Genomic DNA, 12,099 nt, shown 5'->3' with positions numbered 1-12,099 from the left:
GTGGGACACGGGAGATGGTCCTCAGTAAAGCTTGCCGGACAGCAGGGTCAGGTGGTCCGCCACCGGGCCGAGCGCGAGCGAAGGCAGGAAGGTGAGGCCGCCGACGATCAGGATCGTCGCCACCAGCAGGCCAATCCACAGGCCGCCGGTGGTCGGAAACGATCCGGCCGTGGCGGGTGTGTGCTTCTTGGCGGCAAGGCTGCCGGCGATGGCGAGCACGGGCACGATGACCAGGAAGCGGCCCAGCCACATCGCCACACCCAACAATCCATTGTAGAACGGGGTGCCCGCCGTCAGCCCGGCAAAGGCGGAACCGTTGTTCGCCGCCGCCGATGTGAAGGCATAGAGCACTTCGGAAAAGCCGTGCGGCCCCCGGTTGAGCGGCCCGGCCAGTCCCGCCGGGACAACCACGGCGAGTGCTGTGAGGCCAAGGATGCACAGCGGCAAAATGACGATGGCGAGCACCGCGAGCTTGACCTCGCGCGCCTCAATCTTCTTGCCCACGTACTCGGGCGTGCGGCCGACCATCAGCCCGGCGATGAACACCGCCAGCAGGGCATAGAGCAGGAAGCCGTAGATGCCCGACCCCACGCCGCCGATCACGATTTCGCCCAGCTGCATGTTGAACAGCGGCACGAGCCCGCCGAGCGCGGTGAAACTGTCATGCATCGCATTGACCGCGCCGCATGAGGCCGCGGTGGTCACCGCCGCGAACAGCGCGCTGCCGGCGGCACCGAAGCGCACTTCCTTGCCCTCCATGTTCGCACCCGCCACGCCAAGCTGGTGGAACGCCGGATTGCCTGCCGCCTCCTGCCAGTAGGTGACGGTGGCGCCGGCAAGGAACAGCGCCAGCATGGCGGCCAGGATCGCCCAGCCCTGGCGCGTGTTGCCCACGGCCTTGCCGAACGCATGGGTCAACCCCGCCCCCAGCACGAAGATCGACAGCATCTCGACCAGGTTGGTCAGCGCGGTCGGGTTCTCGAAGGGATGGGCGGAATTTGCATTGAAGAAGCCGCCACCATTGGTGCCGAGCATCTTGATCGCTTCCTGGCTGGCGACGGGGCCCAGCGCGATGGTTTGCCGCGCCCCTTCGAGCGTGGTTGCGTCAATGCTTCCGGCAAAGGTCTGGGGCACGCCGCAGACCACCAGGAACAGCGCGTAGAGCACGCAAGCCGGCAGCAGCAGGTAGAGCGTGACGCGCGTAAGATCAGCCCAGAAATTGCCTAGCGACTTCGCCTCTCTCCGGGCGAAACCCCGGAAAAGCGCGAAGGCGACGGCTATGCCGGTCGCAGCCGAAAGGAAGTTGTGAATGGCGAGGCCGAGCATCTGCGAGAGGTTCGACAGGGTCGCCTCGCCCGAATACCATTGCCAATTGGTGTTGGTGACAAAGGCGATCGCGGTGTTCATCGCGCCATCGGGCCCGACGCCGCCGAACCCGCGTGGATTCATCGGCAGCACGCCCTGCAGCCGCAGCAGGGCATAGGTGAACAGCGTGGTCACCAACTGGAACATCAGCATGTTCAGGGCATAGGCGCGCCAGCCCTGTTCGCGATCCGGGTCTATGCCCGAGAGCCGATAGAACCCGCGTTCGAGAGGGCCGAGCGCGCCATGCAGGGGGGTGCGGCGTCCTTCGTAAAGCGCGAAGAGCCAAAGCCCGAAAGGCTTGGCCAGCAGGGCGACAAGCGCGGTGAAGCCCACGATCAGGGCCAGTCCGGCAGAAGTCATGGCGATTTCCAGATCAGAAGCGTTCGGGCCGCAGCAGCGCGAACCCGAAATAGACGACGAGCCCTGCCGCGGTGATGGCGGCGAGCAGTTCGGGCAGGTGCATGGCGGTGCTCCTCAGGCGCTTTCGCAAAGGCGCAGGAAAGCCAGGGTTGCGAGGGTCAGGCCGGCAAGGATGCCGAGCCATAGCAGGTCGGTCATCGCGGGGTCCTCTTGCGCGAGGGCAGCCATGACCGAGGGGGAACCGGCTGCTGGCGGAACAGCTCCGCCCCGCCGACCAGCAGGATCAGCCCGATCCAGAACAACACCACCGCAAGGACTGCGATGGCCATCGGCCAGGGCGAAAGCCCGTACAGGAGTTCTTCGTGCCGCTCGCCCAGGCAGGTGACCCCGGCGAAGGCGATGATGACCAGCCCGGCCAACCGAAGGGCATTTTCCAAGCGGCGCGCGTGCCTGCCGCCCGCAACGCGGGCCGGCCAATCGGTAATCTGCATCCTGTGCTCCTTGAATGGCGCAGGATGGGAAGTGGACGCGATGCCCGTTAAGGTTCCACGGTGAATTCAGCGCGCGGAATAAAGAGGGCATAAAGTTTGCCGACGGCTTCCTGCGTGTGCGACGACCACGATGGTTCACCGCTGGGGCTGGGCATGGCGGCGCCTGAGCAATCGGGGTGGGAGCGACTGGAGGGACGGCCGCTCCCGGTGCAGCTGCCGAGGATCAGGCCGGCTGGTAATTCGCCTTTTCCTTGCGGACCGTTCGGCTTTGGCGACCGTCAATCCCGACTGGAACCTGCCCGGCGATAGTGGCGCGGCGGAGATTGCGGCGCTGCAGGCCGAAATCGGCGACAGCGCGGTGCTGGGTGGCCTGATTGTCCCAGAACGCCACGTCACCCTTGCGCCAGCGCCAGCGCACGATGTTCTCCGGCCGGGTGATGTGATCCTGCAGGATCTGGAACAGCCGCGACGAATCCGCCTGGTTCAGCCCGACGAAATGCTTGACGAAATGGCCGAGCAGCAGGCTGCGCTGGCCCGAAACCGGGTGGACGCGCACGACCGGGTGTTCAGTTTCAAAGATGGTCGAAGCGAAGACTGTCTTGTTGAAAGCTGCGCGCGCATTCTCCGTATCGTTGTTCTTCGGCGCACTCTGCAGCACCGCTGCGTAGTCATAGACATTGGTGTGGACGGCCCAGAGGCTGTTCACCAGTTGGCGCAGGCTTTCCGGCAAGCCTTCATAGGCCGTTTCGCCGTTGGCCCAGAGGGTATCCCCACCCGCTTCGGGAATTGTGATCGCGCGCAGGATCGAACCTTTGGGGTAGGCGTCGACGAAGGTGACATCGGTGTGCCAACTCGAAGCGGCGTAGCCTTCCCTGCTATCCAGTTCGAGAAGGTAGCGCGAACCTTCGGCGACGGGCACGGTGGGGTGCGCCACCGGATCGCCGAACAGGCTGGCAAAAGCTTCGTGCCGGGCATCGTCGAGATCGTGCTGGTCACGAAAGAATATGACCTTGTGGCGCACCAGGGCATCGTGGATCGCCTGCACGGTGGCGGCATCAAGATCGCCGGAGAGCGCAACGCCCCTGATTTCCGCACCGATGGTGCCGGTGATGGGCACGATATCCAGCAGCGAGTTGGGGTCCTTTGCATTGGCATAAGTGGTGATGGCAGTCATGGTCATTCTCCTGAGGGGGCTGGAGGGCGAGATCATTCAGCCGGCACGCCATGGGGGGCCGTACTGGCGGAGGCGAAGACGGCGTCGCGGGCGTCGATCTGGCGTCGGATTTCCGCGTGGCGGCGGTCATCGAGAGGAAAACCGGCGACAAAGATGGCGGCGAGCGTGTGGGCAACGGCCGGGCCAAGCGCGAAGACCAGCACGAGCGCCTGCAACGCAGCCGATGTGTTGGTGGACGCCCCCGGATCGAAACCGAGGGCCGCGACGAGAGGCAGCGCGATGCCGACCGCGATCGCACCACCCAGCTTCTGCGACACGCTGAAGACCGAATAGTAGAGTCCGACGCGATCCTCACCCGTGGCGGCGCGATGGGCATCGGCCACATCGGCGACCATGGAGCGCAGGATCAGGTTGCCCGAGCCTTGGGAGAGGCCTTGCAGGAACGCGAGGAACAGCAGTAGGCCGAAGCGATCCGGAGTGAGGAAGACCAAGCCGAAGTTTATCGCGGCCTGGACCAGTTCCGCCAGAACGGCAGTTCGGCCCTTGCCCAGCCGGGTGCCAATGCGTTGCCAGATCGGGCCAGCAAGGATGCCGAACGAAAACTGGAAGAGGAAGAAGCCCGCCGCCCACTCAGGTCGCCCGAAATAGATGGTGACTACGAACAGCAGCAGCACGCCGCGCACGCCCTGCCCCGCAGTGACTGCGGTGTCGGAAGCGAGAACCCGCAGCAGCAGGCGATTGCCGAACACCGCGCGAAGCGAGGCACCCAGTGCAAGGGAGGCGGCGGAAGGTGGTGCGGGGCGATCCGGCTGCGAGGTCAAGGTGAGCAGGAGGCCCGGCACGGCGGTGATGATGACAAGGCCTCCGAACAGGGTCAGGCGCAGCGGTCCATCGTTCGGGCGGACCTGGTCTGCCACCGCCGGCAGCAGCAGGGCCAGCACCAGCGCAGACGACGACAGCAGTGTGAACACCGAGGCGATCCGCGTGCGTTCGTGATAATCGCCGCTGATCTCGCCCGACCACGCCAGCAGCGGCGTAGTCGTGGCCGAAACACCGACGTAGTAGAGCAGCGCACCCACCGTGACCCAGGCGACGCTGACCCCCGGCGGCGGGAAGAACAGCATCGCCGCGCCGACGATGAAGGCGATCCCCCCTGCGGCGATCCACGGCCTGCGACGGCCATGCACGCTGCGTGTGCGATCGCTGAGCGCACCGATCACCGGATCGAGCAGCGAATTGACCGCCTGCCCGATCAGAAACACCAGCCCGAGCGTGGCCAGCGGGATGTGGTAATCGCGTGAAAGGATCGCCGGAACATAGGCCATGACCGGCTGGGCCGCCGCATAGATTGGCACCGAAACCGCCGCGAAACGCAGGAGGCTCAGTCTATCAAGCCTTTGCGTCGGGTTCGTCCGGGCAAATTGAGGATCGTGAAGCATGGCGTCCGCTCCTGCGTTGGCGAATATGGTGGCGGAGATCAGAACCGGGTGCGCAGGGTGGCGCCGATTGTGCGCGGTTCACCCACCTGCCCGGTAACGAGGCCGATCGTGCCGGCCGAAAGCGAGAGGTAGTAATCCTTGTTCAGCAGGTTGCGGGACCACACCGAGACATCCCAAAGACCATCGCCGGTGCGCAGGCCAACACGGGCGTTGAGCAGCCCATAGCCAGGGATTTCCGCCCAGACCGAGTTGCTGGACGAGGTGTTGAAATGCGAACGGTACGCCCAGTCGGCGTGCAGGTATCCGCTCACCTCGCGCCCACCGAGCGTGGCAAGCGGGGCGTTCGCATCGACACCGAGCGTATAGGCGAACTTCGGCACGCCAGGCAGGCGCTGGCCCGAAAGATCAGCCGCGACGAGCCGCCCAGTGGGCGTAACCGGGTTCACTTCGGGTGCAAGCGGAGCATTGGAGTAGGTGATGTATTTCGCGTCGGTGTAGCTGGCCGAGGCGTTGAATGAGAGCCGGTCACTGGCCGCGATGTTCAGGTCCCCTTCCACGCCACGCGAGCGGACCTTGGGGATATTGGCGATGTATTGCCGCGAAACGCCGCTGTCGCGGTCGGTATCGGTGATGGCGGTCTGATAGTCGCGGATCTCGGTCCAGAAGCCGGCGGCGTTGAAGGTCACGTGCCGGTCGAGGAACTGGCTCTTGAGGCCCACTTCGAAAGCGTCGATCTTTTCCGGCCGCACATCGGCGGTGATGCCCGCTGGCAGCTGGGTCAGGTTGAGCCCGCCCGACTTGTTGCCGCGCGAATAGGTGCCATAGACCAGCACATCGGGGGTGACCTTCCACCCGAGTGACACCAGGCCCGAGAGATTGTCGTTCTTCAGCCTGGTCTCATAGAGCGGCACGACCTTGTTGAAGTTGGATCGGATGCCGAGGATGGTGGCCTGCGTCGCCGCCGGGAAGGCCGAGATATCGGGCGCGTTCGCCACCCATTGCTGGAAGGTGCCGGTCTTGTCCTCGTGCGTGAAGCGCAGGCCGGTGGTGAGGGTGAGCGTGGGGCTGATTTGCCAGTCGGTCTGGCCAAAGGCCGCGATCGTCTTCGTCGTGGGTTCGGAATAGGAATTGACCTCGAACCCGTTGAGCGCCGCATTGGTGACCGGGTTTGACGCGCCGAGGAACCACAGCGGAGCCGCCGCGCCATAACCGGTGGCACCATAGCCGCGCACCGTCTGCCAGAAGTAATAGGCGCCGACGACGTAATCGATGGTGCGCGAACCCTTGCTGGCAAGGCGCACTTCCTGGCTGAACTGGCGCTGGCGGTTGGCTTGCTGCGCCTTCACGACGGCGGGCAGCGACGTGGCATCACCATCGTTGGCCGGGTCCCAGTCCCACCAGCGATAGGCGGTGATTGAAGTGAGCGCCGCGCCGCCGAAGTCCCAATCGACCTGGCCCGAGATGCCATAGCCAGCCATGTTGGCCTGATAGTGGCTGTCCGCCTCACCCACGCGATTGAAGGCGTTGAAATCGGGCTTCACATAGCCGGGGAAGCGCGCGACGCGGATGTCATAGTTGTCCGCGACACCCCGGGCATTGTGCAACACGGTGCCATCTGCATAGTTCGCATAATTCGCGACCAGCAGGTTCATCACGCTATGCTGGGTCTGGCGCGAGTAATCACCGATCACGCGGATCGAAAGATCGCTGTTGGGGGTGAACAGCAGCTGCCCGCGGATGGAGGCATTGTAGTAATCCTGCGAACGGATTCCCTGCGTCTTGTTGTAAGTGAAGCCGTTGTTGCCGCTGATCGCGCCGGAAATGCGCACGGCTAGCCTGTCGGGTACGATCCCGGCACTGGCCGAGGCACGCAACTGATAGAAGCCGTAGCTTCCGACATTGACCTCGCCCGAGAATTCAGGATCGAACACGGGCTTCCTGCTGGTGATGTTGATCACGCCCGAGGTGGTGTTCTTGCCGAACAGCGTGCCCTGCGGCCCGCGCAGGATTTCGATGCTTTCCAGATCGACAAGGTCGAACTGCGAGAGGCCGACGCGACCATAATAGACGTTGTCGATGTAGAAGCCGACGCCGTTTTCCAGCCCATCGTTGGTGAGCGCCACGTTGGAGCCGAGGCCGCGGATGTTGATGTTGGTGTTGCGCGGGTTGAAGCTGAACACCTGCAGGCTGGGCACCTGCTGCTGAATTTGCCCCAAGGTGAAATCGCCACGCCGTTCCAGCGCCGCGGCGCTGACCACCGCAACGGCTACGGGGATGTCCTGCACATTCTCATCACGCCGGCGCGATCCGGTGACGATGATGCCGTCCCCGCCATCGCCCGCACCTGGAGCGATGGATTGATCAGCAGAAGCATCCGGGCCAGGTGCCTCCTGCGCGAAGGCGGAAGTGGCGGCGAAAAGCGCGATGGCGCTGGCGGCGCCTTGAAAAGCTGTCTTCATTGTTCGATCCCTGAACCCTGTTGATGTTCAGGCCGGAAGTGCGCGGTGCGGGCGGCTGGCGTGGCTGGAGCGGGGCCAGAGGCGCATGCCTCCGGCTCGACACCGAAAAGGGCGACGATGGCTTGCTGCAGCGACACGGGATACCGGCCCAGATCGCGCAGGTCGGCCTGAGTCAGTCTGTGCATGGTGGTCCTCCTTGCCGCGCGGAGCGGCATGAGCAGACGTGTCTGTGATGGAGTTCCGGCGGCCAGGCGACCCCGATGCATCTTTCCCGCCCTGGGGAGATGCTTGGCGGATTTCGGTCGGTTACCGGGTGCGCGTCAGGCGCGCTTCGTGGGCATTCGCATCATGTCACCTCTTGCATGAGGGGAACACGATGCCTGGCGCTGTCGCCCCAGCATCGCGCGCTTTAGCGGTTGGTAACGCGGAGCAAGCTGCTTCCCGATCAAATGCCGCGGTCCAGCACCCTTTGGATCGCGCGGATGGGCTGGACTCCATACCGCCGGGATAATCTCTACCTAATCAGTTGAGTCTTTTCGGTCAATCAAAAGCTTTCCTATCCCCCGTGATGGGAAGGCTTTTCCAATGGGGTTGCCAATTCGTCAGCGCACCACGGTGTGGCGGTGGTTGGCGGCATGCCCCAGTTCCCGGCCACGACACACGCAACGATTCCATGCTAGGATGCGCGGCCGCCGATGACCGCATTGTGCATCTGCAAGTCGTGCTTGCCCATCGGCGCGGCTTGTGCGATTTCTATAGGCCAAAGTTGGCGTCCGCCCACGCCAACATGCAAAGTGTCGGTCGCATCGCGGCCTGCATTGCACACCGGGGGGCGGGCATCGCAGTCCCTTTGTCCGCCCCCTAATTTTCTGCTGATGCCATAAAGACCGTGGACCGTCTCGATGGCTGGCGCACGGCTCAACGCACCGTCTACCAACGCCACGCAATACTCCACTTTATCGGTAGACATTACGGCGCGGCAGATAGACAACGCTGTGGCCTTACGCGACAACGCATGGGACCGCATACCAAGGTGCGCAGGCTGCGCCCCATGAGGACGGGTCTACCCCGCCAGACTTTGTCGGAGCCATGCAACGATGAACCACATCCCCGCTCCGGCTCCTCCTCGCCAGCAGACCGGGCCGGGCATCCTCATGGGCCGCAGTCTGCACACCTTGGTATCTCACCCTCCCTGCCGATCGGAGCCAGCATGTCCAAGCCTGTCTTCACCCTTTCCCGCCGCGCCGCGCTTGCCGGCACTGCCGCCACACTCGCCCTGCCCGCTGCTTCGGCCTTTGCCACGGCCCAGGGACCGTTGCGGCCCAACATCCTTTACATCATGGCCGACGACATGGGCTTTGCCGACCTGTCGTGCTATGGTCGGCGCGATTACGCCACGCCTGCCATCGATGCGCTGGCCACGCAGGGTCTGCGCTTCACCCAAGCCTATGCCAACAGCGCAGTCTGCACTGCCACGCGCGTCGCGCTGATTACCGGGCGATATCAGTACCGGCTGCCAGTGGGGCTGGAGGAACCGTTGGCCAACCGTGCCAACATCGGCCTGCCGCCCTCGCACCCCACGCTGCCATCGCTGCTGGCCAAAGCCGGATATCGTACCTCGCTGATCGGTAAATGGCATCTTGGCAGCCTGCCGGATTTCGATCCGCTGAAAAGCGGGTATCAGCACTTCTGGGGCCTGCGCAGTGGCGGGGTGGACTATTTCACCCATGCTTCCACCAATGGCGAGCCGGACCTGTGGGATGGTGGCACCCCGGTGGAAAAGGCCGGCTACCTCACCGATCTGCTGGCTGAACGGGCCATTGCCGAGATCGGCGCGGGGGCCGCCTCGTCGCAGCCCTGGTTCATGAGCCTGCATTTCACCGCGCCGCACTGGCCGTGGGAAGCGCCGGAGGACGAGGCCGAATCGCGCCGTCTGGCCGCGAAGAATGACCGGCAGGCACTGTTCGATTGGGATGGTGGCAGCGCATCCACCTATGCCGCCATGGTCCGCCGGCTGGACCTGCAGGTTGGCCGCATCCTCACCGCGCTCGAAGCGTCGGGCCAGGCGGGCCACACCATCGTCGTGTTCACCAGCGACAATGGCGGCGAACGCTTCTCCGACACCTACCCCTTCACCGGGCGCAAGACCGAGCTGCTTGAAGGCGGCCTGCGCATCCCCGCCATCGTCCGCTGGCCGGGCGTGACCCGCCCCGGCTCCACCAGTGACGCGCAGGTCATCACCATGGACTGGCTGCCCACCTTCCTCGCCGCTGCCGGGTCTGCGCCCGATCCCGCCTTTGCATCCGACGGCGTTGATATCCGCCCGGCCTTGGCTGGCGGCGCGCTGCCGGAACGCACGCTGTTCTGGCGCTACAGAAATCATGGCCAGCAGGCTGCGCGGCGCGGATCGACCAAGTACCTGAAGATCGGCGAGAACAGCTTCCTGTTCGACGTGACCGCCGATCCGCAGGAGCGCGCGAACCTCAAGGATCGTCGGCCTGATGCATTCAGGGCGCTGCAGGCGGAATGGGACGCATGGAACCGCACAATGCTGCCGCTCGATCCGCAATCCTACACCCACGGCTTCCACGCCAACGAACTGGCCGATCACTTCGGCGTAACCGACTGACGCTTCCCGGTATTTCGAAGGACTAACAATCGTTGGGCACGGAACGAACTGCGCCCTGTCCGCTTGCACTCCTGACCTGAAAAACAAAGGAGCACTCCATGACGCAAGCATCGGCCATTTTCGATACCCATGCCGAGGCCGAACGGGCCGTGGCGGATCTGCGCGCGCTGGGCGTGGAGGATGCGCACATGTCGGTAATCGCCCACCACGGCGGCACCACAACCACCCGTTCCGGCGATGGCGAGATCACCGATGAAGAACACCGCAACGTGCTGCGCGGCATACTCGGTGGCGGTGCGCTGGGCGCAGGGCTCGGCGTGGCGGCACTCGCGATCCCGGGTGTCGGCCCGCTCGCCGCAGCTGGCGCGATCGCCGCATCGGCTGTGCCAGAGGCGATCGGCATCGGCGCCGTGCTCGGGGCGATCGGCGGATCGCTCAACGAAGTGCTGACCAAGCACGGGATCAGCGATGAAGACGCGACCTACTATGGTGGACGGCTGAAAGATGGCGCGGTGCTCGTGACCGTGGAAGACGGACGCGCCGATGCGCAGACCGTCGAAGACGTGCTCTATCGCCACGGCGGGCACAATTCCACGCACGCGCGCAGCATCATCGCCTGACGCTTCGGGCGGGCGGTCATGGCTGGCGCGGGATCAGAACTCCGACCAGTCGTCGTCGCCCGCCATCGCGCTTTGCAGCGCCTGCCGCTGCTTCAGCACCGCCGGCGGCTGACGCGGCGTGGTAACCGGCAGGTCCGCCGATACCGGCGTGACGCTGGCCTTGGGGGCCAGTGGCGCAGTATGGGTCGAAGCCGCCGGGACGACAGGTTTCGCAACCTGGTCGGTCCAGCGCCTTGCCCCGGAATTGGCGTGGGAAGCGCTGCCTGACCGGAACTGGTCGACCAGCTGGCTCAGCTGCTGCGCCTCGTTGGCCAGACTGCGGGCGGCGGCGGTGCTTTGCTCGGTCATCGCCGCATTCTGCTGCGTCAACCGATCCATGTCCGCAACCGTCTGGTTGATCCCGCGCAGGCTCGATGCCTGGTCGGCCGAATCCGCCGCCACGTTGCCCACGAAAACAGTGATCTCGTCGATCTCGCGCAGCAGGTCCTTCAGCACCACGCCGGTCCTCTCCACCAGTTCGGCGCCGCGGGCAACTTCGGTGCTGCTGGACTGGATCAGTTCGCGGATCTCGCGTGCGGCATCGGCGCTGCGCTGCGCCAGCACGCGCACTTCGCTGGCCACCACGGCAAAGCCCTTGCCCGCCTCGCCCGCGCGGGCCGCTTCCACCCCGGCGTTCAGCGCCAGCAGGTTGGTCTGGAAGGCGATGCCGTCGATCAGGCCGGTAATGCTGGCGATCTGATCGGCTGAGGCACGGATGGCATGCATCGCCGCCACCGCATCGGTCACCACTTCGCTGCCGGTACGTGCGGTGCGCAGGCTTGAAGCCACCGATTGCCCGGCTTGCGCTGCCTGCCCCGATGTCTCCATCACGCTGCGCGTGGTTTCGTTCATCGCGCGCGCCGCATCCTGCAGGGCGGCGGCCTGCTGTTCGTTGCGCATGGACAGGTCGTCAGTTGCGCTGCGGATCTCCGATGCGCCCGTCAGCACCGCTTCCGCTCCGCTGCGCACCTGCGCGATGGCTGCGGCGAGCGCGGAGACGGCAGCGTTGTAGTTATGGCGCATCTCCTCGTACGAAGAAGGGAACGCGCTGTCGATCGTGGCGCCCAGGTCATTGGCCGCCAGCCGCTTCAGCGCACCGTTCAACGTGTCGACCACGCTCTGCTGTTCCTCGGCGTCGGTCATGGCCAGGATGTTGTCGCGGAATCGCGCCATCGCCTTGGTCATGCGGCCCACGCAGTCCTGATGGTGGGTATAGTGGATCGGACTGCTGGTATCCCCGTTGGCCAGCGCTTCCATGCGCAGCACGGTGTCGACGTATGGCGTGCAGATCAGCTCCCCCGCTCGCCAGTTGACCACCACGATGGCCCCCGCGCAAAGCGTGGCCAGGATCAGCGAGGCGGCCACCGGAATCACCTGCACCTCACCCCCGGCAGCAAACCCGACCGCGAGGAGGGCGAGGGTGGCGTGTAAGGTGGTGAGCGCGCGAAACTTCTGACGGATGGGGGCGGTCTGTTCAAACCATGCGAGCATGGGATTCTCCTGCATCGGATGGTTTGGCTCTA

11 protein-coding genes are annotated in these 12,099 nt (G+C 64.9%); 2 read left to right on the top strand and 9 right to left on the bottom strand.

What is annotated here, in order from left to right; translation table 11 throughout:
* Positions 1 to 21 precede the first annotated feature (21 nt).
* The 8 genes from kdpA to POM99_RS14810 form a co-directional block, all read right to left on the bottom strand.
* Positions 22 to 1,725, bottom strand: coding sequence for a potassium-transporting ATPase subunit KdpA (gene kdpA / locus POM99_RS14845; protein WP_277279191.1), 1,704 nt, complete (start codon positions 1,723 to 1,725; stop codon positions 22 to 24).
* Positions 1,726 to 1,738: 13 nt separating this feature from the next.
* Positions 1,739 to 1,828, bottom strand: coding sequence for a potassium-transporting ATPase subunit F (locus POM99_RS14840; RefSeq protein ID WP_277279190.1), 90 nt, complete (start codon positions 1,826 to 1,828; stop codon positions 1,739 to 1,741).
* 91 nt (positions 1,829 to 1,919) lie between these two features.
* The gene (locus POM99_RS14835) at positions 1,920 to 2,216 is read right to left on the bottom strand and encodes a hypothetical protein (protein ID WP_277279188.1); all 297 of its coding nucleotides are present in this window, start codon (positions 2,214 to 2,216) and stop codon (positions 1,920 to 1,922) included.
* A gap of 223 nt (positions 2,217 to 2,439) precedes the next feature.
* Positions 2,440 to 3,390: a TauD/TfdA dioxygenase family protein gene (locus POM99_RS14830; protein WP_277279185.1), complete on the bottom strand. Its 951-nt coding sequence runs from the start codon at positions 3,388 to 3,390 to the stop codon at positions 2,440 to 2,442.
* A gap of 32 nt (positions 3,391 to 3,422) precedes the next feature.
* A complete protein-coding gene (locus tag POM99_RS14825) occupies positions 3,423 to 4,829 on the bottom strand; it encodes an MFS transporter (RefSeq protein ID WP_277279184.1) in 1,407 nt (468 codons plus the stop codon).
* 38 nt (positions 4,830 to 4,867) lie between these two features.
* Positions 4,868 to 7,288: a TonB-dependent receptor gene (locus POM99_RS14820; RefSeq protein WP_277279182.1), complete on the bottom strand. Its 2,421-nt coding sequence runs from the start codon at positions 7,286 to 7,288 to the stop codon at positions 4,868 to 4,870.
* The gene (locus POM99_RS14815; RefSeq protein ID WP_277279180.1) at positions 7,285 to 7,473 is read right to left on the bottom strand and encodes a hypothetical protein; all 189 of its coding nucleotides are present in this window, start codon (positions 7,471 to 7,473) and stop codon (positions 7,285 to 7,287) included. The genes POM99_RS14820 and POM99_RS14815 overlap by 4 nt, the downstream gene beginning before the upstream one ends.
* A 491-nt stretch (positions 7,474 to 7,964) precedes the next feature.
* The gene (locus POM99_RS14810) at positions 7,965 to 8,258 is read right to left on the bottom strand and encodes a hypothetical protein (RefSeq protein WP_277279178.1); all 294 of its coding nucleotides are present in this window, start codon (positions 8,256 to 8,258) and stop codon (positions 7,965 to 7,967) included.
* Between the two features lie 240 nt (positions 8,259 to 8,498).
* Between POM99_RS14810 and POM99_RS14805 the strand changes: the two genes are divergently transcribed.
* Positions 8,499 to 9,917: a sulfatase family protein gene (locus POM99_RS14805; RefSeq protein WP_277279176.1), complete on the top strand. Its 1,419-nt coding sequence runs from the start codon at positions 8,499 to 8,501 to the stop codon at positions 9,915 to 9,917.
* A 98-nt stretch (positions 9,918 to 10,015) separates the two neighbouring features.
* Positions 10,016 to 10,537: a hypothetical protein gene (locus POM99_RS14800; RefSeq protein ID WP_277279174.1), complete on the top strand. Its 522-nt coding sequence runs from the start codon at positions 10,016 to 10,018 to the stop codon at positions 10,535 to 10,537.
* A 33-nt stretch (positions 10,538 to 10,570) separates the two neighbouring features.
* Here the strand turns inward: POM99_RS14800 and POM99_RS14795 are convergent, their stop codons facing one another.
* On the bottom strand, positions 10,571 to 12,067 hold the full coding sequence (locus tag POM99_RS14795) for a methyl-accepting chemotaxis protein (RefSeq protein ID WP_277279172.1): 1,497 nt from the start codon (positions 12,065 to 12,067) through the stop codon (positions 10,571 to 10,573).
* Positions 12,068 to 12,099 lie beyond the last annotated feature (32 nt).

This window comes from Novosphingobium cyanobacteriorum (genome assembly GCF_029436685.1).
In the GTDB taxonomy this organism is placed as follows: Bacteria; Pseudomonadota; Alphaproteobacteria; order Sphingomonadales; family Sphingomonadaceae; genus Novosphingobium; species Novosphingobium cyanobacteriorum.
This window is presented reverse-complemented; position numbering and strand designations above follow the sequence as displayed.